The organism is Paenarthrobacter sp. NCHU4564 (genome assembly GCF_052156435.1).
GTDB lineage: Bacteria > Actinomycetota > Actinomycetes > Actinomycetales > Micrococcaceae > Arthrobacter.
The window spans coordinates 167,475-188,223 of the sequence record NZ_JBQLIS010000006.1; the positions used below are offsets into that span (position 1 = coordinate 167,475).

The 20,749-nt window shown below is 65.1% G+C and carries 24 protein-coding genes; 20 read left to right on the forward strand and 4 right to left on the reverse strand.

Annotated elements, in window-relative coordinates:
* Positions 1 to 23 precede the first annotated feature (23 nt).
* From ACSVIE_RS08725 to ACSVIE_RS08755, 7 genes are all read left to right on the forward strand, one after another.
* The gene (locus tag ACSVIE_RS08725; protein WP_442423583.1) at positions 24 to 1,007 is read left to right on the forward strand and encodes a tetratricopeptide repeat protein; all 984 of its coding nucleotides are present in this window, start codon (positions 24 to 26) and stop codon (positions 1,005 to 1,007) included.
* Positions 1,007 to 2,107, forward strand: coding sequence for an NADH:flavin oxidoreductase/NADH oxidase (locus ACSVIE_RS08730; RefSeq protein ID WP_426003197.1), 1,101 nt, complete (start codon positions 1,007 to 1,009; stop codon positions 2,105 to 2,107). Before ACSVIE_RS08725 ends, ACSVIE_RS08730 begins: the two co-directional genes overlap by 1 nt.
* Positions 2,108 to 2,147: 40 nt before the next feature.
* Positions 2,148 to 2,987 (forward strand): ABC transporter ATP-binding protein, encoded by an 840-nt coding sequence (locus tag ACSVIE_RS08735; RefSeq protein ID WP_426003195.1) that lies wholly within the window; start codon positions 2,148 to 2,150, stop codon positions 2,985 to 2,987.
* Complete coding sequence (locus ACSVIE_RS08740; RefSeq protein WP_442423584.1) at positions 2,969 to 4,540, forward strand: transporter; 1,572 nt, start codon at positions 2,969 to 2,971, stop codon at positions 4,538 to 4,540. Before ACSVIE_RS08735 ends, ACSVIE_RS08740 begins: the two co-directional genes overlap by 19 nt.
* A gap of 77 nt (positions 4,541 to 4,617) precedes the next feature.
* A complete protein-coding gene (gene nagB / locus ACSVIE_RS08745; RefSeq protein ID WP_426003192.1) occupies positions 4,618 to 5,400 on the forward strand; it encodes a glucosamine-6-phosphate deaminase in 783 nt (260 codons plus the stop codon).
* A gap of 8 nt (positions 5,401 to 5,408) precedes the next feature.
* The gene (locus ACSVIE_RS08750) at positions 5,409 to 5,744 is read left to right on the forward strand and encodes a DUF3039 domain-containing protein (protein WP_442423585.1); all 336 of its coding nucleotides are present in this window, start codon (positions 5,409 to 5,411) and stop codon (positions 5,742 to 5,744) included.
* A gap of 112 nt (positions 5,745 to 5,856) precedes the next feature.
* Positions 5,857 to 7,629: a DEAD/DEAH box helicase gene (locus ACSVIE_RS08755; protein WP_426003189.1), complete on the forward strand. Its 1,773-nt coding sequence runs from the start codon at positions 5,857 to 5,859 to the stop codon at positions 7,627 to 7,629.
* A gap of 66 nt (positions 7,630 to 7,695) precedes the next feature.
* Here the strand turns inward: ACSVIE_RS08755 and ACSVIE_RS08760 are convergent, their stop codons facing one another.
* Together ACSVIE_RS08760 and ACSVIE_RS08765 are read right to left on the reverse strand one after the other, a co-directional pair.
* Entirely contained in the window at positions 7,696 to 8,322 is a 627-nt protein-coding gene (locus ACSVIE_RS08760) for an isochorismatase family protein (RefSeq protein WP_442423586.1), read from the reverse strand.
* Positions 8,322 to 9,677 (reverse strand): nicotinate phosphoribosyltransferase, encoded by a 1,356-nt coding sequence (locus ACSVIE_RS08765; protein ID WP_442423587.1) that lies wholly within the window; start codon positions 9,675 to 9,677, stop codon positions 8,322 to 8,324. The genes ACSVIE_RS08760 and ACSVIE_RS08765 overlap by 1 nt, the downstream gene beginning before the upstream one ends.
* An 11-nt stretch (positions 9,678 to 9,688) precedes the next feature.
* Here ACSVIE_RS08765 and clpS point away from each other — a divergent pair, with 11 nt between their 5' ends.
* From clpS to rdgB, 6 genes are all read left to right on the forward strand, one after another.
* Positions 9,689 to 10,051, forward strand: a complete 363-nt coding sequence (gene clpS, locus ACSVIE_RS08770) for an ATP-dependent Clp protease adapter ClpS (protein ID WP_426003185.1) — start codon at positions 9,689 to 9,691, stop codon at positions 10,049 to 10,051.
* Positions 10,044 to 10,610: a DUF2017 domain-containing protein gene (locus ACSVIE_RS08775; protein ID WP_426003184.1), complete on the forward strand. Its 567-nt coding sequence runs from the start codon at positions 10,044 to 10,046 to the stop codon at positions 10,608 to 10,610. Before clpS ends, ACSVIE_RS08775 begins: the two co-directional genes overlap by 8 nt.
* A 212-nt stretch (positions 10,611 to 10,822) precedes the next feature.
* Entirely contained in the window at positions 10,823 to 11,776 is a 954-nt protein-coding gene (gene murI / locus ACSVIE_RS08780; protein WP_442423615.1) for a glutamate racemase, read from the forward strand.
* Entirely contained in the window at positions 11,773 to 12,570 is a 798-nt protein-coding gene (locus ACSVIE_RS08785; RefSeq protein WP_442423588.1) for an MBL fold metallo-hydrolase, read from the forward strand. The genes murI and ACSVIE_RS08785 overlap by 4 nt, the downstream gene beginning before the upstream one ends.
* 96 nt (positions 12,571 to 12,666) lie before the next feature.
* Entirely contained in the window at positions 12,667 to 13,425 is a 759-nt protein-coding gene (rph, locus tag ACSVIE_RS08790; protein WP_426003181.1) for a ribonuclease PH, read from the forward strand.
* Positions 13,422 to 14,084 (forward strand): RdgB/HAM1 family non-canonical purine NTP pyrophosphatase, encoded by a 663-nt coding sequence (rdgB, locus tag ACSVIE_RS08795; RefSeq protein WP_426003179.1) that lies wholly within the window; start codon positions 13,422 to 13,424, stop codon positions 14,082 to 14,084. The genes rph and rdgB overlap by 4 nt, the downstream gene beginning before the upstream one ends.
* Before the next feature lie 72 nt (positions 14,085 to 14,156).
* Here the strand turns inward: rdgB and ACSVIE_RS08800 are convergent, their stop codons facing one another.
* Positions 14,157 to 14,921 (reverse strand): VTT domain-containing protein, encoded by a 765-nt coding sequence (locus ACSVIE_RS08800; protein ID WP_426007565.1) that lies wholly within the window; start codon positions 14,919 to 14,921, stop codon positions 14,157 to 14,159.
* 142 nt (positions 14,922 to 15,063) lie between these two features.
* Here ACSVIE_RS08800 and ACSVIE_RS08805 point away from each other — a divergent pair, with 142 nt between their 5' ends.
* The 5 genes from ACSVIE_RS08805 to ACSVIE_RS08825 all read left to right on the forward strand — a co-directional run bounded on the left by ACSVIE_RS08805 (position 15,064) and on the right by ACSVIE_RS08825 (position 18,821).
* Complete coding sequence (locus tag ACSVIE_RS08805) at positions 15,064 to 15,462, forward strand: GntR family transcriptional regulator (protein WP_426007564.1); 399 nt, start codon at positions 15,064 to 15,066, stop codon at positions 15,460 to 15,462.
* A complete protein-coding gene (locus ACSVIE_RS08810) occupies positions 15,459 to 16,391 on the forward strand; it encodes an ABC transporter ATP-binding protein (RefSeq protein WP_426003178.1) in 933 nt (310 codons plus the stop codon). The genes ACSVIE_RS08805 and ACSVIE_RS08810 overlap by 4 nt, the downstream gene beginning before the upstream one ends.
* Complete coding sequence (locus ACSVIE_RS08815) at positions 16,388 to 17,074, forward strand: hypothetical protein (protein WP_442423589.1); 687 nt, start codon at positions 16,388 to 16,390, stop codon at positions 17,072 to 17,074. Before ACSVIE_RS08810 ends, ACSVIE_RS08815 begins: the two co-directional genes overlap by 4 nt.
* A gap of 97 nt (positions 17,075 to 17,171) precedes the next feature.
* Entirely contained in the window at positions 17,172 to 18,209 is a 1,038-nt protein-coding gene (locus tag ACSVIE_RS08820) for an exonuclease domain-containing protein (protein ID WP_426003175.1), read from the forward strand.
* A 66-nt stretch (positions 18,210 to 18,275) separates the two neighbouring features.
* On the forward strand, positions 18,276 to 18,821 hold the full coding sequence (locus ACSVIE_RS08825; protein WP_426003173.1) for a DUF4395 domain-containing protein: 546 nt from the start codon (positions 18,276 to 18,278) through the stop codon (positions 18,819 to 18,821).
* A 6-nt stretch (positions 18,822 to 18,827) separates the two neighbouring features.
* On the opposite strand, the gene ACSVIE_RS08830 is transcribed toward ACSVIE_RS08825, so the two are convergent.
* Positions 18,828 to 19,898, reverse strand: coding sequence for an ADP-ribosylglycohydrolase family protein (locus ACSVIE_RS08830; protein WP_442423590.1), 1,071 nt, complete (start codon positions 19,896 to 19,898; stop codon positions 18,828 to 18,830).
* A 97-nt stretch (positions 19,899 to 19,995) separates the two neighbouring features.
* Here ACSVIE_RS08830 and ACSVIE_RS08835 point away from each other — a divergent pair, with 97 nt between their 5' ends.
* Positions 19,996 to 20,352, forward strand: a complete 357-nt coding sequence (locus ACSVIE_RS08835) for a YidH family protein (protein ID WP_426003169.1) — start codon at positions 19,996 to 19,998, stop codon at positions 20,350 to 20,352.
* Positions 20,353 to 20,354: 2 nt separating this feature from the next.
* Complete coding sequence (locus ACSVIE_RS08840; RefSeq protein ID WP_426003167.1) at positions 20,355 to 20,702, forward strand: DUF202 domain-containing protein; 348 nt, start codon at positions 20,355 to 20,357, stop codon at positions 20,700 to 20,702.
* Positions 20,703 to 20,749 lie beyond the last annotated feature (47 nt).

A 20,749-nucleotide genomic window follows, 5' to 3' on the forward strand; every position in this document is an offset into this window, starting at 1 on the left:
CGGCAGCGGCTAGAGTGGACGGTATGAGTTCGCCCGGATACCGACCCACTCCAGCCGCTGCCAGCCAGCTCAACCTTCGTGGCGCCGTCGACCTCTCGTCGCTGCGCCGTCCGGCCCCTGCCCAGCCGCCCACGCCGCAAGCCCCGGGTGATCCCGGCGCGCCCGCCGGCGGTGAGGCGCCAGGCGCCCCGCTCCGCGTGGATGCCACGGAAACCAACTTCCAGGACCTGGTGCAGTTGTCCGCCCAGATCCCCGTGCTGTTCCTGCTCTGGTCGCGCTACGCGGCTGAATCACCCGCCGTGCTCGATGCCGCAGAACGGGTAGTGAACAGCTATCACGGCCGGCTGGTGCTTGCGGCGGCGGATGTCGACGCTTTCCCGCAGCTCGCCCAGGCATTCCAGGTGCAGGCTGTCCCTACAGCCGTTGCAGTGGTCAAGGGCCAGCCCGTTCCGCTGTTCCAGGGCCCGGCTGACGACGAACAGATCCGCAGCCTTGTGGAAGAACTCCTGAAGGTCGCTGCCGCCAACGGCGTCACCGGCACCATCGGCGATGCTCCGCAGGAGGGCGAGGCCGGAACCGCACCGCTTCCCCCACTTCACCAGGCCGCCGTGGATGCCATCGAGGCAGGCGATTACGAGGCCGCAAAAGCCGCTTACAAGCAGGCCCTGCTTGAACAACCCGCCGATGCTGATGCCAAGGCCGGCCTGGCGCAGGTGGAGCTCATGGCCCGCCTGGAGAAGCTCACAGCACCGGAGGCGGAAAACCTGCGGACCATGGCGGCCGAGGAACCTGACAACCTCGACGCCCAGCTCATGGTGGCGGACCTTGATCTGTCCGGGGGGCACATCGAGGACGCTTTCCAGCGCATTATCTCCTTTATTGGCAGGAATTTCGGTCCCGAACGGGAGACTGCACGGGTACGGCTGCTGGAGCTTTTCGAGGTCGTGGGTACGTCCGATGACAGGGTGGCGAAGGCGCGGCAGGGGCTGGCGAGGGTCCTCTTCTAGTGCCGTCCGCCCTCTTTGCCCCGCTCCAGCTCCGTTCCCTTGCCATTGCGCACCGTGGCTGGGTTTCGCCCATGTGCCAGTACAGCTGCGGCCCGGAAACGGGGGAGGGGGTTCCCCATGACTGGCATCTCATGCATTTGGGTTCGTTCGCTGCAGGTGGTGCTGCCCTGATCCTCACCGAAGCCGCGGCGGTCAACGCCGCCGGGCGGATCAGCCCGAGGGACGCCGGGCTGTATTCGGATGCGCAGGCAGAGGCCTGGCAACGCATCGTCGGCTTCGTGCACAGCAACGGCGCCGTGGACTGCAGGATCGGTGTCCAGCTGGCGCATGCCGGCCGCAAGGCCTCCACGTACTGGCCGTTCGCCGAACGCTCCGGTTCGGTTCCGGAGTCCGACGGCGGTTGGCCCACCGTGGGTCCTTCCGCCGGGTCCTACGAGGGCTACGCAGCACCCGTGGCCATGACCGAAGCGGACATTCGTGGTGTGATCAGCGACTTTGCCGCCGCTGCCGCCCGCGCAGTGGAGGCCGGCTTCGACACCGTGGAAATCCATGGCGCCCACGGGTATCTGCTCCACCAGTTCCAGAGTCCCCTCATCAACACCCGGACGGATGACTGGGGCGGCAGTGAGGGCAACCGGAACAGGCTCATGCTGGAAGTCATTGACGCTGTCCGTGCTGCCATACCGGACTCCATGCCGCTGCTGCTGAGGATTTCGGCGTCGGACTGGGCAGAAGGGGGCGTGGACCTGGATGCCTCCGTCCGGCTCGCCAAGGAGGCCGCAGGGCGGGGCGTGGACCTGGTGGACGTATCAAGCGGAGGAGCAGTGGCCCACCAGTCGATCCGTCCCGCTCCCGGGTACCAGGCGGGCTTCGCGGAGACCGTCAAGCGTGAGGCCGGTGTTCCCACCGGGGCTGTTGGACTTCTGACTACTCCGGCGCAGGCTGAAGATATCGTGGCCAACGGCCGTGCAGATGCAGTCTTCATGGCCCGGGCAGCGTTGCGGGATCCCCATTGGTGGTTGCGGGCTGCCCACGAACTGGGACACGACATTCCCTGGGCTCCGCAGTACCAACGGGCCAAGCCACGCCATAGTTTTTAGGCCGCCCCCCGCGCGCCCGCAGCACGGCTAGGCTGGTGCCATGACGGAACCAAGCCACGAGCCCGAGCCCGCCCAACCGCCCACCGGCCCCGCATCCTACGTCCCCCAGGACGGCTCCCTTGCCGGGCCCGCGGCTCTTTCGATCAGGGGCCTAGCCAAGAGGTTTGGGCAGAAGATCGCCGTCGATGGCGTCAGCCTCGAGGTACCGGCCGGTTCTTTCTACGGCATGGTGGGTCCCAACGGCGCAGGCAAGACCACCACGCTGTCCATGGCCACCGGCCTGCTGCGGCCCGACTTCGGAACGGCGCTGGTTCACGGTGTGGACGTCTGGCGCGAACCTCTCGCCGCCAAGAAGCTCATGGGTGTGCTGCCGGACGGCGTACGCCTGTTCGACCGGCTGACGGGCGAGCAACTCATCACGTATTCGGGGCTCCTGCGCGGCATGGAGCGCGACGTCGTCGCCTCACGGGTGGGCGAACTCCTGGCTGCCTTGGACCTTGAAGCCGATGCGGGCTCGCTGGTGGTCGACTATTCGGCGGGCATGACCAAGAAGATCGCTTTGGCCTCGGCCCTGATCCATGCGCCACGGCTCCTTGTCCTGGATGAGCCGTTCGAGTCGGTGGATCCGGTCTCTGCTGCCAACATCCGCGGCATCCTCGAGAGCTATGTGGCATCCGGTGGCACGGTCATCGTCTCAAGCCACGTCATGGACCTGGTCCAGCGCATGTGCAGCCACGTGGCCGTGGTGGCCGCCGGGCGGGTGTTGGCGGCAGGTACTGTCGAGGAGGTCCGCGGCGGTTCGACCCTGGAGGAACGCTTTGTCCAGCTGGTAGGCGGGGGACACCGGACGGAAGGACTGGAATGGTTGCGCACCTTCTGAGCCTGAAGTGGCGTCTCCTGCTGAATGGCTTCAAACGGAGCCCGTTGCAGTTGATCGGCATAGGGCTGGGCCTCCTGTATGCCCTGGGCATGCTGTCCCTTGTCATCGGCGGCCTGGTGGCACTGCGTTGGGCTGATGCCGGCGTTGCCCAGACCGTCGTGGTGCTCGGCGGTGCCGCGACTGTGCTGGGTTGGGCCATTATCCCGCTCGTCGCCTCAGCTGCGGACATGACCCTTGATCCTTCCCGTTTCACCGGGTTTGCCGTGCCGCCCCGGCAGCTCCTGGCGGGCCTGGCACTGTCCGGCTTCATCGGCGTCCCCGGAATCGCCACGTTGCTCGCAGCCTTGGGTACTGCAGGCACCTGGTGGCGAAGCGTCCCTGCCGTGGCAGGAGCATTGCTTGGCGCGCTGCTGGGTGCCCTGACATGTGTAGTCCTGTCCAAAGTCGTCACCACGGCCACTGCCGGGCTGGCTTCGTCACGGCGCTTCAAGGATGTCAGCAGCATCGTGGTATTCATCCCGCTGATGCTCATGGGACCGATCATGGTGGGGATCATTGACGGCGTGCGGGGCAGCGCCGATTACTTGCCCGTGCTGGCGCGGACAGTCGCATGGACGCCGCTTGGTGCCGCCTGGTCCCTCGGAGGCTCGCTGGATGCCGGGGATTACGCGGGCGCGGGGCTCAAGGCGCTTATTGCCGCCGGCACCATCGCGGTCCTTCTCTGGTGCTGGCACCTGCTCCTGCAGCGTGCCCTGGTCACTCCGCCCTACTCCGGAGGCTCTTCGAAGAGGGGTGGGAAACCCGGCCTCTTCGGCGTTTTGCCTGCTACTCCGGCAGGCGCGGTGGCCGCACGGGCATTGATTTATTGGCTGAAGGATCCCCGCTATGCCGGGTCCCTGGTAGTGGTCCCGCTGTTGCCGGTGATCTTTTTCTTCGCAGGATCGCAGGAAGGCAGCTACGGCACCCTGATGATCCTGGGGCCCCTGACGGCGTTCATCATGGCCTGGGCCATTTGCGCCGACGTTTCCTACGACAACACCGCTTTTGCCCTCCACCTGGCAGCCGGAGTGCGCGGTATCGATGACAGGCTGGGCAGGGCCTTGGCATGCCTGGCTATATCGTTGCCGGTTGTTGTGGTCTTCACTGTGGGACCGCTGTTCGTCACCGGTTCCTGGGAGTGGCTGCCGAACCTGCTCGGCTTGTCACTGGGAACGCTCTTTACTGGACTGGGGTTGTCCTCGGTGCTCTCGGCACGCTACAACATAGCTGTTCCCCTGCCGGGGGACAGCCCGTTCAAGAAGCCTCCGGGGAACGTGGCCCAGACGCTGGCGGTGCAGGCCATAGGCATGGGCGTGCTGGCGGTCCTGCTGATACCGGAGCTGGCTTTCGTGGCAGTGCAGCTCTTTGCCGGCAGCCCGGAAGCCGGCTGGATCAACCTGGCGGTGGGGCCGGTGCTGGGCACCGTGCTGTTCGTTGCAGGAGTTCGCCTGGGCGGAAAGTGGCTGGATGCGCGTGGGCCGGAAATGTTCGCTCAGCTCAGCGTGAACCGTTGAATCCGTAACAATAGTGCATAGGTCGGACATGGGATAACCTCGCACTGAGCTCATTTTTATTAGGAAGGCCGTAGACGATGGAAGTTGTTATTCTCCCCGGTACCAAGCAGATCGGGGCCCTGGCGGCCGATGCCATCGAGGCCTTGGTCCGCCGAAAGCCCAACGCCGTGCTGGGCCTTGCCACGGGCTCTTCCCCCCTCCCCATCTACGATGAGTTGGCTCGAAGGTACGAGGCCGGCGGCCTGGACTTCAGCCAGGCGCATGGCTTTGCGCTGGATGAATATGTTGGCCTGGAAACAGGGCATCCGGAGTCCTACCGTGAGGTCATTCGGCGTGAGTTCACCAACCGAGTCAACATCAAGCCGGAAAACGTCCACGGCCCCGATGGTGCAGCCGAGGATCTCGAAGCGGCATGCCAGGCGTACGAGGATGCAATAAAGGCCGTCGGCGGCGTGGACCTGCAGATTCTGGGTGTTGGTACGGACGGGCACATCGGCTTCAACGAGCCCGGTTCTTCGCTGGCATCGCGGACGCGCATCAAGACCCTGATCGAGCAGACCCGCAAGGATAACGCCCGTTTCTTCGACTCCATTGACGATGTACCCCACCATGTCGTCACGCAGGGGCTGGGCACCATCATGGATGCCCGGCACGTGATCCTGGTAGCGACGGGAGCTCAGAAGGCCCAGGCTGTCAGGGATTTCGTCGAAGGTCCGGTCGCGGCAATCTGTGCCGCTTCCATCCTGCAGATGCACCCGCACGCGACGATTCTGGTGGACGAAGCCGCCGCATCCTCGCTCAAGCTGGCCGATTACTACCGCCACACCTACGACAACAAGCCGGAGTGGCAGGGGCTGTAGACGGTAGGATGGATGCCATGACTACGCTTCCTCCGGATCCATTCGAGAACGACCCCATGCGCGAGCTTTCCGGAGCCGGAACGTCCACCGCCACCATTGAGCGCGAAGAGACGCGCCAGGAAGTGGAGCCCGGCGACCGTGAGCGCTTTGCGCACTACGTGCGCAAGGAAAAGATCATGGAGTCGGCCATGACCGGCGAGCCTGTGATTGCGCTCTGCGGCAAGGTCTGGACCCCGGGGCGGGATCCCAGGAAATTCCCGGTCTGCCCGGAATGCAAGGAGATCTACGAAGGCCTCCGTCCCGGTGACGACGGCGGAAACAGCGGCCCGGGCAACTCCAAGTAGTGGGTGGGGAGAACAACAAGGTCCCCTCTGATTACCACCGCCCAGCGGTGCAATGCCGCGTGCCCGGGGTTCCGGGACGCGCCGGCGCTGCCATCAGGACGGGGGAGTCCGTATGACAGAAACACTTTTTGGTGGTCCATCCCTGCCCCCGGCGTACCCGGAGCGGGCAGCCTGGGGTACAGCTCCCAAGCTCCGCGCCTGGCAGCAGGAGGCCCTGGACCTTTACATGACGCGCAAGCCCAAGGACTTCCTGGCCGTTGCTACACCCGGCGCCGGAAAGACCACGTTTGCGCTGCGTATCGCCACCACGCTGCTGGATAGCGGAGTGGTCAACAGGGTCACGATCGTGGCACCCACTGACCACCTCAAGCGCCAATGGGCTGACGCGGCGGCCCGGGTTGGCATCGCCATCGACCCGAACTTCAAGAACTCGGACGGGCAGCACGGACGCGGATTTGTGGGCGTCGCCGTGACCTATGCGCAGGTGGCCAGCAAACCAATGCTGCACCGGGCCAAGACAGAGGCGGCCCGGACCCTGGTGATCCTCGATGAAATCCACCATGGCGGCGAGGCTTTGTCATGGGGCGACGGTCTTCGTGAAGCGTTCGATCCCGCCGCCAGACGGCTCGCCCTGACGGGAACGCCTTTCCGCTCGGACACCTCCCCGATCCCCTTCGTTGAATACGTCGAGGACCGGGACGGTATCCGCCGGTCCAAGGCCGATTACACCTACGGCTACGGCAACGCCCTGCGCGACCACGTGGTGAGGCCCGTGCTGTTCATGGCCTATTCGGGCCAGATGCGGTGGCGGACCAGCGCGGGCGATGAAATGGCGGCCTCGCTGGGTGAGGCAGCCGTTACGAAAGACATCACCTCCCAGGCGTGGCGCACGGCCCTGAACCCCGCGGGGGAGTGGATTCCCGCCGTCCTGGCGGCAGCCGACAAGCGCCTCAGCGAGGTCCGCCGGACCGTTCCCGACGCCGGAGGCCTGGTCATTGCCACGGACCACGAGGACGCACGCGCCTACGCCGGCCAGCTCAAGAAGATCACGGGGGAGTCCCCCACGGTCATCCTTTCCGACGACTCCAAGGCATCCAGCAAGATCGAGGAGTTCTCGGCGGGGGACAAGCGCTGGATGGTTGCCGTGCGCATGGTGTCCGAAGGGGTCGACGTTCCGCGGCTTTCGGTGGGCGTCTACGCCACGTCCACGTCCACGCCGTTGTTCTTCGCCCAGGCCGTGGGGCGTTTCGTGCGTGCGCGCAAAAGGGGAGAGACGGCGTCGGTGTTCCTGCCGTCCGTACCACCGCTCATGGTGCTGGCCAACACCATGGAGGCCGAGCGGGACCATGCGCTGGACCGTCCGGACAAGGACGACGACGGCCTCTTCAGCCCTGAGGAAAACCTCATGGCAGAGGCCAACCGGGAGGAAAAGGCCTCTGACGAACTGGCCAAGGGCAAGTTCGAAGCCCTGGACTCGCAGGCTTCGTTTGACCGGGTCCTTTTCGATGGCGGCGAGTTCGGTACGGGTGCCGATATCGGCTCGGATGACGAACTGGACTTCCTGGGCATCCCGGGGCTGCTGGATGCCGAGCAGGTGGGTACGCTGCTGCGCCAGCGCCAACGCGAGCAACAATCCCGCCGGAAGCGGCAGCCTCCTGCGTCGGAAGCGGCTCCGGCCGTTCCCGACCACCGCATGCTGATGGATTTGCGCAACGAACTGGCCAAGAACGTCTCGGCGTGGTCGGCCCGGACCGGAACGCCGCACGGGGTGGTGCACACCAAGCTGCGCGAGGTCTGTGGCGGACCTGCAGTGGCGCAGGCCAACGAAGAGCAACTGCAGGCGCGTTTGCGCAAGCTTCAGGACTGGTTCATCGGCCGCAAGTAGCAACCCGCCAACACCAACGATGAAGGGCGCCGCAACTGCGGCGCCCTTCATCGTTGTCCGGAAGTACTAGGAGCGCTCCACTTCGACGCCGGCCGCTTCCATCTCGTCAAAGGCGTCGTCAAGGTCGTCGGCGATACCCGCCGTCAGCTCTGCGATGACGGTGGTGGTGTAGCCGGCCTGCACCGCATCAAGGGCTGTGGCCTTGACGCAGTAGTCCGTCGCGAGCCCTACAACCACTACTTCCTCGACGTCGTGGCTTTGCAGCCAGTCATCCAGCCCGATGGCGTCTTCATCGAGGACCTCCGCCACCGGGGCACCTGCTTTCAAGTCGCCGGACGGGACGTCGTCTTCGGGTGCCAGAACGCCCTCGAATCCGGAGTAGGCCGCGGTGTACTGGCCTTTGCGGAAGTAGGCCTGGATGTACTCGGGGTCAAGGTCCTCGTGGAGTTCGGCACCCTTGGTCCGTGCGCGGCAGTGGGGCGGCCAGGAGTCCACCATGTCTGGTTCATCCGAGAAGTGGCTGCCGGGTTCGATGTGCCAGTCCTGCGTGGCTACGACGTGGTCGAAGTGCTGCTGGTTGGCGTCGAGGTATTCGCTGATGGCTCCGGCCACAGCGGCCCCGCCTTCCACGGCGAGGGTTCCGCCTTCGCAGAAATCATTCTGGACGTCGACGATGATCAGGGCCTTGGCCATCAGTTCTCCTCGTAGATGGTGGGGATGGCGGCCTCGCCGCGCTGGAGGCGGTTCACGACGGCGGGAAGTTCAGCCATGCTGGCAGCGTGCCGCTCCTTCGCCCTCACCACCCCTTCCGGGCCGGTCCAACCGGGAAGGAGTTCCCCGTTCTTGACGAACTGCTGCAGCAGGGGACGGTCATTGCCGTCGTCTTCGGGCCGGTGGCCGATGCCAACGATTTCCTGGGTGGCAATGCCCCGTTCGTTGAGCTTGCGCAACGCGTATTTGCGGCCACCGACGCTGACCTTGTTCTTGGCCGCCTTGGCCACGGAGATGAACTCGCCGTGGTCGTTGGTGCGGCTGACCAGCTTGTAGACCATGCTTGCCGTCGGCGCACCGGAGCCGGTGACCAGCGACGTACCCACACCGTAGGAATCCACCGGGGCCGACTGCAGGGCGGCGATGGCGAATTCGTCGAGGTCGGAGGTCACTACGATGCGCGTGTTGTGGTTGCCGAGGTCGTCCAGCAGTTGCCTGACCCACTGTGCCTGCGCCACGAGGTCGCCGGAGTCCAACCGGACGGCACCCAGCTTGTCACCGGCGAGTTCGACGGCGGTCCTCACCGCGGTCTCGACGTCATAGGTATCCACCAACAGGGAAGTACCCGGGCCGAAGGCAGCGATCTGCGCTTCGAATGCTTCGCGTTCGGTGTCGTGGAGGAGGGTGAAGGAGTGCGCTGCCGTGCCCACCGTCTTGATGCCGTACCGGCGTCCGGCTTCCAGGTTGGAGGTGCTGGCGAAGCCGGCAATCACCGCCGCCCGTGCTGCCGCCGTCGCCGATTCCTCCTGGGTGCGCCGGGAGCCCATCTCGATGCACGGACGGTTGCCGGCCGCCGTCGTCATCCGGGAGGCTGCAGAAGCAATGGCGCTGTCGTGGTTGAGGACGGAGAGGATGTAGGTCTCCAGGATGCAGGCTTCGGCAAAGGTGGATTCCACAATGAGGATGGGGGAGTTGGGGAAGTAGGCTTCGCCTTCGGCATAGCCCCAGATGTCGCCCGTGAACTTATAGTTGGCCAGAAAATCCAGGGTCTCCCGGTTGACCACCTTGTTGTGTTCAAGGAAGGCGAGCTCGGCATCGCCGAACCTGAAGTCGGCGATTCCCTCCAGGAGGCGGCCCGTGCCGCCCACCACGCCGTAGCGACGGCCGTCGGGCAGCCGGCGCGCGAACGCTTCGAAGACCGAACGGCGGTGCGCGGCGCCCGAATGCAGGGCGGCCTGGAGCATCGTCAGCTCGTAGTGGTCGGTGTATAAGGAAGTGGCGGGATGGTCCCATGACGTGGCTCTACTCACGAAATTCACTCTAGTGCGAGCCGCCATAGAATGGACAGATGAGCCCTAGCGTTGCGTTTGGTACGGACATCGATGAACGGACGGAAGCCGCCGAGCTGACCTCCACGGGTGTCCTGACCGCCCCGGACATCCCTTGGAACCTGGTGATCTGGAATGATCCCGTCAACCTCATGAGCTATGTCAGCTATGTGTTCCAAAGTTACTTCGGCTACTCCGAGTCCAAAGCGCACAAGCTCATGATGGAGGTCCACAAGAAAGGCCGGTCCATCGTGGCACACGGCAGCAAGGAACAAGTGGAGCAGCACGCGGTGGCCATGCACGGGTTTGGCCTGTGGGCCACCGTGGAAAAGGCGGCAAGCGGCAACGAAGCACCCGGAAAGGGCGGCCGCGGACGTGGCTAAGGCATTCAAATACGGACTCAAGGGCATCACCGGCTACCTCGAACCGGCAGAACGCGACCTCCTGCGGGGATTGGTGGCCGACGTCATCTCCATGCTGGAGGCTGATATCCGCGAGGACGAGGATCCGCTGGCGGCACTCATCGGCCTGGACATGGACGTCAAGCAGCCAACGGACCGCGCCCTCCTGCGGTTGCTGCCCAACGTCATGAAGAACGACGACGCCGCGTCCCTGGAGTTCCGTCAACTCACCGAGCGCTCCGTCAGGGAAAGCAAGATCGGCGCACTGCGCGCCACCGCCCTGGGCCTGGACAAGGACGATCTCCTCCTGACGCCGGAGGACGCCAAGCGGTGGTCCATGGCCCTCAACGATGTGCGACTCGTGCTGGCCGAAAGGCTGGACATCCGCGACGAAGCCGACGCGGAGCACATCCACTCCATGCAGGACTGGAGCCAGGCCGAGGACGTGGAGAGCTACCTTGCCTTGGTGTACAACTTCACCACCTGGCTGCAGGAGTCGCTGGTGCAGTCGATGATGGCCGCCAGGCAGGCAAAATCCTGATCAGCGGGGTCTGCCGTGGTGCCCGGGTTTGTGACACATCAGACACGAGGCGGTGACCACAGGTAATGGCCGCAGCACAGGTGAAGCCTTATTCTCGAATAATCATGACTTCAGCATCGGGCAGTTCAGCAGGCGGCAGATTCTTCCGCCCCGCGTCTTCGGAAATCCCCGTCACGGCCGCGGCTGACGGCTTGGGCAGCGAGGACGCCCTTATGGGTTCGCGGCCGATCGGCATCTTCGATTCCGGGGTCGGTGGCCTGACGGTGGCCCGCTCCATCATCGACCAGCTTCCCAATGAGTCGATCCTGTATGTGGGCGACACCGCCCACGGCCCGTATGGACCCCTCCCCATCGCGGAGGTCCGGGCCAACGCCCTGGGCGTGATGGACGAGCTGGTCGATTCCGGCGTCAAGCTGCTCACCATCGCCTGCAACTCGGCGTCGGCCGCCGTCCTCCGGGACGCCCGCGAGCGGTACACGGCCCGCTACGGCATTCCCGTGATCGAAGTCATCCAGCCGGCAGTCCGGCGTGCCGTCTCCGCTACCCGCTCCGGAAGGATCGGTGTCATCGGAACATCCGCCACGGTCGGTTCGCGCGCCTACGAGGACACGTTTGCCGCAGCGCCGGACCTTGCCATTACGTCTGTGGCGTGCCCTGCGTTTGTCAGCTTCGTCGAAGCCGGCGTCACTACGGGTCCGGAACTCCTGGCCGCCGCGAACGAATATCTGGCGCCCCTGAAACAGGCCGGCGTGGACACTGTGGTGCTGGGCTGCACCCATTATCCGTTGCTGACGGGCGTGATCTCCTTCGTCATGGGTGAGGATGTCACGCTGGTGTCCAGTGCCGAGGAGACGGCCAAGGATGTCTACCGTGCCCTGGCCAACGGCGGCATTCAACGGACGGAGGGCACGCCTCCGGGCCATGAGTTCATTGCCACCGGCGACGCCGCCCAGTTCGAAACCCTCGCCCGCCGTTTCCTGGGACCGGAGGTTCTCTCCGTGAAGCATGTGGACCACGTGTCGGCGCAGTATCCCACCGGCAGCCTGGCCCGGATCACGCCGGAGATGCTGGAAGCGGCCCGATCGGGGGCCGGCCTGTCCCGCCGGTCGTATTTCGTGCAACCCGCCGATGACCTGAACCGGGGCCCGTTGGAGAGTGGCCTGTGAAACTCACCATTGTGGGCTGCACCGGATCCTTTCCCGGTCCCGGCTCGCCTGCGTCCTGCTACCTGGTAACCGCGCACGACGGTGAGCGTGAATGGAAGATCGTGATGGACCTGGGCAGCGGTGCCTTGGGGGCTATCCAGCGGTACACCGACCTCGAAGACATTGACGCGATCTTCCTGACCCACCTCCACCCTGACCACTGCATGGACCTTTGTGGCCTGCATGTGGCAGTCCGCTGGAAACCAGGGGGCTGGGGCCGGGACCGCCTTCCCGTGTGGGGGCCGGCGGCCACTGCGGACCGGATGGCCACCGCCTACGGCCTGGACCTCGATCCGGGCATGCATGAGGAATTCGACTTCACCAACTGGGCCGAACAGAAGCCCGTGACGGTAGGTCCGTTCACCGTGACCCCCTTCAGCGTGAACCATCCGGTGGAGGAAGCGTACGCCCTGCGGGTCACGGCGACCGAACCGGGCAAGGACGGAATTCCGGTGACCAAAACCCTGACGTACTCAGGCGACACCGATTCCTGCCCCGGCTTGGAAGAAGCCGCCCGTGACGCGGACCTCTTCCTGTGCGAGGCGGCGTTCGAGGAAGGCCGTGACGACGGTATCAAGGACGTCCACCTCACGGGCAAGCGGGCCGGCGAGGCAGCTACCAACGCCGGGGCGAGGCGCCTGCTCCTGACCCATATTCCGGTCTGGACCTCCCAAACCAAGGTCATGTCTGAGGCCAAGCCGGTCTTTGCCGGGGACGTGGCCGTGGCAGTCGCGGGCGTCCACTACACGATCTAACCCAACCCAACCAGGTCGCATTTGTGCGCGTTTTCAGCCGTCAAAACGCGCACAAATGCGACCTGGTTGGGTGCCGGGCCTCGATAAGCTTGGGTCATGACTTCAGAAGCTACAGCCACGCCCGTCACCCGTGCCGACGGACGAACCCCGGACCAACTGCGCCCCATCAGCATCACCAGGGGATGGTCCAAGCAGGCCGAAGGTTCAGCATTGATCGAGTTCGGCAACACCAGGGTCCTGTGTACGGCGTCCCTGACCGAGGGCGTGCCGCGCTGGCTCAAGGGTGAAGGCCGCGGCTGGGTCACGGCCGAGTACGCCATGCTTCCCCGGGCCACCAACACCCGCTCGGACCGTGAATCCGTCAAGGGCAAGATCGGCGGGCGCACCCATGAGATTTCCCGCCTGATTGGTCGTTCGCTGCGTTCCATCATCGACACCAAAGCCCTCGGCGAGAACACAATCGTGCTGGACTGCGACGTCCTCCAAGCCGACGGTGGAACACGGACGGCGGCTATCACCGGCGCGTACGTCGCCCTGGCCGAAGCCATCCGGTTCGCCCGCGAGAACAAGCTCATTGCCCGCAACGCCGAACCGCTGGTTGATACCATCGCCGCCGTTTCCGTGGGCATCATCGACGGCGTGCCCATGCTGGACCTGCCCTACGTCGAGGACGTCCGGGCCGAAACCGACATGAACGTCGTGGTCACCGGCTCCGGCAAATTCGTGGAGGTCCAGGGCACCGCGGAGGGTGCCCCCTTCGACCGTGACGAACTCAATGCCCTCCTCGACCTTGCCCTGATCGGCACCGGCCAGCTGGCCGCCATCCAGCGTGAGACCCTGGCGGAGGCTCCGTGACCGGGCCCGGGGCGGCCTCGCCGCGTCTGGTGCTTGCCACCCACAACAAAGGAAAACTGAAGGAGCTGCGCGAGCTGCTGCGTGGCCAGGTGCCAGGGCTCGACGTCGACACCCAAGTCGTGGACGCGGCTGCGGCAGGTGCGCCGGACGTCCGCGAAACAGGCGTCACGTTCGCTGAAAACTCGCTGCTCAAGGCACGGGCGGTGGCCGAGGCCACGGGGCTTGTTGCCATCGCTGACGACTCAGGTCTTGCAGTGGATGTCCTGGGCGGTGCGCCGGGAATCTTCAGCGCCCGGTGGTCCGGCAGGCATGGAGACGACGCCGCCAACCTTAAGTTGCTGCTGGCCCAGCTCTCCGATGTGCCGGACACCCACCGCGGTGCAGCCTTTGTGTGTGCCGCTGCGCTGGCCGTTCCGGGAACGGGAGGCGTGGAACGCGAAACAGTTGAGTACGGCCAGCTTGAGGGAACGCTGCTGCGCGAACCCCGGGGCGATGGAGGCTTCGGATATGATCCCGTGCTGCAGCCGGCAGGCATGGACCGAAGCTGCGCAGAGCTGAGCCCCGAGGAAAAGAACGCCATCAGCCATCGCGGACAGGCATTCAGGGCTTTGCTGCCGGCCATTGTCGGTGCCCTCTCCGGGCATGGCGCTGCAGGCTGACGGCTGTCCCCTGACAAAAAGGCGCCCCGCGCAGAGCTTCATCAGCTCAGCGCGGGGCGCCTTTGGCGTTTGTCAGTGGTCGCCGTGCTTGCCGCCCTCATGTTCTTCGATGAATTCCTCCACCGGGTCCGTTCCCTCGAGCGCCGCTTTGCGCTTGGCAACGAAACCGCGGCCGACCTCGATGAAGATCGGGATGACGGAGACCAGCACGATGACGATGAAGATGATGTCCAGGTTCTCCTGGACCCAGGGAACGCGGTCACCCAGGACATAGCCCAGCAGGGTGACGCCGGCGCCCCAGAGCAGCGCGCCGATCACGTTGAACAGGAAAAATTTGCGCTTGTCCATCTGGGCCACGCCCACGATAACGGGGACGAACGTGCGGATGATCGGCACGAACCGGGCCAGGATCAGCGCCTTGCCGCCATGCTTTTCAAAGAAGGCATGGGCGCTCTCCACGTTCTCTTTCTTGAACAGGCGCGAGTCGGGCTTGTTGAAGATGGCCGGTCCCGCTTTGGAGCCGATGAGGTAGCCGGTCTGGTTGCCGATGATCGCAGAAACCACGATCAGGGCGGCGAAGGCCCAGATGTTGAACTTGATGGTGTCCGTGGCCACCAGCAGGCCGGCGGTGAACAGCATGGAATCGCCCGGAAGGAAGAAGCCCACCAGCAGGCCGGTCTCAGCGAAAACGATGCCGCAGACCAGCAACACCACCCAGGGTGCCAGGGCGGGATCGGCGAGGAAGATCTGGGGGTTCAGCCAGTCCGGAAGGAACGAGGCCATGGGCGGCCGCACCGGACCCGCGCCCCCAATGGTGGATACGGCAAGGTCGCTCATCGCAGAAAAGATCACCCATTAAGCCTACTTGAACGCCGTGGTCCTCTTTTCTGCCCGGTTTTCTGCCCCGTGGGGCTTGACGACTCGCTGGTTGGTTGTATGGTTAGTTACATGAGTAACGAACCAATGAGGCGGTGATGTGATGATCGATGACAGCCGACCGATCTTCATGCAGATCGCCGAACTCATCGAAAACGGCATCGTGGACGGAACCATGCCCGAGGAATCACAGGTTCCTTCCACCAACGAGTTCGCGGCGTTCCACCGCATCAATCCGGCTACGGCCGCCAAGGGCGTCAATGTGCTGGTGGATTCAGGGATTCTTTACAAACGCAGGGGGATAGGGATGTTTGTTGCCACAGGTGCCCGCGCCCAACTGATTGCCCGCAGGACCGAAGAGTTTTTTGAGCAGTACGTCCGGCCCTTGACGGCCGAAGCCCGCAAGCTGGGAATTACTCCGGAGCAGCTGGGCAGCATGATCGAACGAAGTTCCGGATTGGATCCGGAGACGGAAACCAAGGAAAGGAGCGCGGCCCTGTGAGCGAGATCATCGTCGAGGCCCGTAACCTGAACAAACGCTACAAAGACCTCAAAGCCCTGGACAACGTCAACCTTCAATTGACGGGCGACCGGATCTACGGCCTGCTGGGCCGCAACGGCGCCGGCAAGACCACCCTGATGTCCATCCTGACCGCCCAGGCCTTCGCTTCATCCGGCGACGCGCTCGTTTTCGGGGAAAACGCCTACGAGAACGACGGCGTCCTGTCGCGCATCTGCTTCATCCGGGAGTCCCAGAAGTACCCCGATGACTTCCAGCCCCGGCATGCTTTCCGTTCGGCTGCGCTGTTCTACAGGAACTGGGACCAGAAGTTCGCGGACCGCCTGGCCGAAGACTTCCAGTTGCCGGTAAACCGCCGGATCAAGAAGCTTTCCCGCGGCCAGTTGTCCGCGGTGGGAGTGATCATCGGCCTCGCTTCACGTGCCGAGCTCACCTTCTTCGACGAGCCCTACCTTGGCCTGGACGCCGTGGCACGCCAGCTTTTCTACGACCGCCTGGTGGAGGATTACGCGGAGCATCCCCGCACCATCATCCTCTCCTCCCACTTGATAGATGAGGTTTCCAACCTGCTCGAACACGTCGTGGTGATCGACCGCGGCAGCATCATCATGGATGCCGACGCCGACAGCATCCGCGGTTCGGCAGTCACCGTTTCCGGGTCCGCTGAGAAAGTGGATTCCTTCCTGGCCGGCCGAAAAATCCTGCACCGGGAGACACTCGGCTCGCTGGCCTCGGTCACCGTGGATGAGCCACTGGACGGCCGCACGAGGATGGAAGCACAGGAGCTGGGACTGGAACTCTCGCCCGTCTCCCTCCAGCAATTGGTAGTACGCAAGACGATGGCCCGCGGCATGCCGGACAGTGCCGGCGCGCAGGACTTCAGTGAAGACACGATGGAGGCACGCAGATGAGCAGGGCTGTAGCAGTTGCGCGCATGCAACTGATCAATAAATGGACTTTCCTGGGCTGGCCCGTGGTGATCCTGGCCGCTGCGTTCCTGATGTCGCTGGCCATCTTTGCCCTGATTCCCGTGGCGGAGAACAAGTATGGCGGCGGCAGCCAGGCGCCGATGTGGTACTTCATGGTGCTGGGCATCCAGAGCATGACCCTGGTGTTTCCGTTCTCCCAGGGGCTGAGCATCAGCCGCAGGGCGTTCTACCTGGGGTCGCTGGGCCTGTTCGCCGTCATAGCCCTGGGGATGACCGGGCTGTACCTCCTGGGCGGCGTCATCGAGAGGGCCACCAATGGATGGGGAGTTTCCGGCTATTTCTTCACGATCCCCTGGGTAGCCGACGGCCCGTGGTACTCAACGGCGGCGTTCTTCTTCGTCGTAATGATGTTCATGTTCATTATCGGCTTCTGGTTTGCCACCATCTTCAAGCGCTGGGGGACCACGGGAGTGCTCGTCTCCACGCTGGGCACCGTGGTGGTGCTGATCGGGCTGGCCGCACTCGCCACGCTGCTGGAGTGGTGGGGGTCAATCGGTGGCTGGTTTGCCGGGCAGTCTCCCTTGAGCATCAGTGGCTGGGCCGCCCTGCTGTGCATCCTCCTGGCGGCAGGCTCCTACGCCACCCTCCGCCACGCCACTCCCTGACCGGGTGATGTAGCGTTCACCACAAACGCTTTCCGAAAGGGCCGCCCCGCCGCCGAAACCGGCCGGGGTTGGCCCTTTCCGCCTGTAACCTTGTCCAGTGGCATTGGACTTTACGGCGATCGACTTCGAAACAGCCAACGGCTTCAGGGGGTCCCCGTGTTCGGTCGGACTGAGCAAAGTCCGCGGCGGTGTGGTGGTGGAAGAAGCGTCCTGGCTGATGCGCCCCCCGGAAAACCACGACCACTTCGAGTACCACAACACCCGGATCCACGGCATCAGGGCCGAGGACGTTGCCGGCCTGCCGCGGTTCGCTGAGCTGTTCCCCGAGATCGGGGCCTTCATCGGTGACGACATCCTGGCAGCACACAATGCGGCGTTCGACCTCGGAGTCATCCGCTCGGCCCTGGAGGTGTCCGGACTGGGTGGCCCGGCCTATGACTACGTCTGCACCGTCATGCTGTCGCGGCGTTGCTATTCGCTGGTCTCCAATTCACTTCCCTACGCGGCCGAGGAAGCCGGGGTGCCGCTGGTAAACCACCACGACGCCGCGGAAGACGCCCGGGCATGCGCCGGCATCCTGGTGGACATAGCCCGCCGCAACAACGCCAACAGCATCGCGGAGCTCTACTTGTCTCTGGGGCTGGCTGTGCCGCAACAGCCCGCCTTCCATCCCGCCACGGGTCTGTCGAAGGCCACGGCCGCGGCGCTCGCAGCCCAGGCAGCCGGAACCGGCCCCGCCGCGGCCCCGGGAGGCGTCGTTCCCGGCGGTCCCCGGAGCGGCTGGTCCGCGTGGCCGGAGGAAGGTCCCAACCCCTTGCCGAACCCTGCGGCCGAGCCGGGACATCCGCTGTTCGGGCAGACGGTGGTGTTTACCGGCGACCTGGCCATGACGCGCCCGGAAGCCAAGGCCCGCGCAGCTGACATGGGCGCCCGCCCGGAGAGCCGGGTCACTGCCCGGACTACCGTTCTGGTTGTCGGCAGCGGCTTCGTAGCCGGTGACCTGCGGGCAGGCAGGCTGACCGGGAAAGCGAAGCGGGTGCTCGAACTCCATGCCAAGGGCCAGCAGATCGAGGTGGTCTCCGAGGGCGAGTTCCTGCAGATGGTGGGTGGCTTCCAGCAGCGGCAGGCCTCGTGATGCCGCAGCGGTCATAGAGCGCAACAATGCTTCCCGCGCACAGGCCGGCGCTCCTAGCCTTGGATCATGACCAAGGCCAATCCTGCCAGTGCCCGGAACCAAGGCGGGGACATTGCGCTCCGGGGCGTGGACTGGCGCGCGGTTTTCGCTTTCCCCAATCCCGTGAATGAGCACGCTGCCAGGATCACCGCAGGGCTGGTGGTGGTCCTTGCTGTGGCCACGCTCGCAACGGGATGGGGTTGGGGGTTGGTGGTGATTGCTGCCGGCTTCTGGTTACGGGTGCTTTTCGGCCCACGGATTTCCCCGCTGGCCCTGTTGTCAACCAAGGTACTGGCACCGCGGATCGGCCACGCCAAGCTCGTTGCCGGTCCTCCCAAGCGGTTCGCCCAAGGCATGGGGGCCGCCATGGCGAGTGCCGCCGTCGTGCTCTATTTCCTGGGGTTCCAGCCCGCAGCCTGGACCGTCCTGGCGGTGCTGATCGTGGCAGCGTCCCTTGAAGCGTTCGCAGGGTTCTGCCTGGGGTGCGCAGTCTTCGCCTTCCTGCAGCGCCGGGGGATGATTCCGGACAGCGTGTGCGAGGCCTGCAACAACATCGCGCTCCGCCGTACCTGAGAACCGTCAGCCCACGGTGACGGCCAGCAACCGCGCGGCCATGCCCTCGATGACGTCCCTGCCCTCCAGTGCGTCCAACCAGGAGGGCGGCAGGCATGCCTCGCCGTAGAGGGCGCCGAGGATGTTTCCTGCAATGGAACCGGTGGAATCGCTGTCGCCGCTGTGATTGATGGCGACCGCCACAGCGGCGCGGAAGTGTTCCTGCGGCCCGCCGCCCGCGGTGGCCAGCACAGCGTAAAGCCCGACGGCGAGTGCTTCCTCTGCGACCCAGCCTTCACCCAATGCTTCGGTCAGGTCCTCCGGTGCCAGCAATTGCCCGTCGTCGGAGAGGTCCAGCGCAGCCTGGAGGCGGGCCTGGAGCTCCGGGGCCGCGACCGGCAGGTCCATCACGAGTTCAAGTGCCTGGGCGGCAGCGGCCCTGGCGTCACTGCCTGCCACGAGGTGATGGATCAGCAGGCTGAAGGCGGCCGCGCTGATCCGGGCCGACGGGTGGCCGTGGGTCAGGGAAGCGGCGTCGGAGCTCAGCTTTGCCACCGCTTGAGGCGAAATATGGGGAATCAGGCCGAACGGAGCCGACCGCATGACCGTGCCGCAGCCCTTGGAGTCGGGGTTGACGGGCCGTGCAGCGGTTCCCATCTCGCCCGTGGCGAGGCCGCTGAGGCAGGCGTTCCCCGGCGCCCGGCGGTGTTTGAGGACCTCCTGCCGGTCGATCCAGCGCGGCTGGGGCACGGGGGCCGAGGGCGAAACAGCCACATCCTGGGTGGCCAGCCAGCGCAGGTAGGCAAGCCACAGGCACGCGGTTTCGTCGGCGGCCACTCCGTCGTTGGCCCATTCCAGTGCTTCCACCAGGCCGTCCACGGTGTACAGCGTCATCTGGGTGTCATCCGAAAAGTGGCTGACGCCGTCGAGCTGGTCAAAGGAGGTGAGGCCGGCGGCACCGTACCGCGCCCGGATCGTCTTGATGGGGTCGAATTCCACGGCGTAGCCCAGGGAATCACCCAATGCTCCGCCGAGGAGCGTGCCGCGCACACGCGACGGGAAGGACGGGGCAGCAGCGGAAGGGGAGTCAACACTCATGGCAGTAACTTACCGTGCCCGTCGAACCCCGCTGATATGGTGGGGAGGCTGCGGGGCGACAGGGGCTGCCGGGCATGGACGAACGTGGAGAGGCACCGTGCGCGAACCGGCTTGGCGAAGAACAGGCAAAACGCCTGACTACCGTTTCTCCCTTGCCAACGAACGCACTTTCCTGGCCTGGATCCGCACGTCCCTGGCTTTGCTGGCAGGTGCCGTGGCAATCGACCAGCTCGCACCGAACATCGCGCCTCAGCCGGTCAGGGTGGTCCTCTGCGTAGCCCTGTCCGTCATTGGGGCCGGACTTGCTGCCCTGTCCTACCGGCGGTGGGGGCAGATGGAGGCCGCCATGCGCAACGACCGGGCCTTGCCGTTCTCCCGTGTGATGTTGTTCATGACGATCGTGGTGGCACTTTCGGCGTTCGGATTCGCCGTCCTGATCCTCATAGCCCGGTAGACATGGACACCACCCGTGATCCTGGACTGCAGCCCGAACGGACCACCCTCGCCTGGCGCCGGACGCTGATCTCCCTGGTGGTGGTGGACCTGTTCATCTGGCGGAGCTGGCTGGTGTCCGAACCATCCACCGCCCCCCTGTACCCGGGGCTCCCCGGATTGGATTACCAAGGGCTGTGTGCCCTGGTGGCTGCCGCGGCCACGGCCGTCCTTGCCGCCGTGGTGTGGGTCCGCTCACGGCAGCTCCACGGTGGAAACTCCGCCGTCCCGGCCAAACTGGTCCTGGCCAGCACTGTGGCCGTGCTTGCTTTGGGCGCCTCTGCGATCGCGGCGATCGCCCTGGGCGGCTAAGCTCGAAAGGATGCACTGCGGGGGCCGGTCCCAGCAACTCCCCAGAT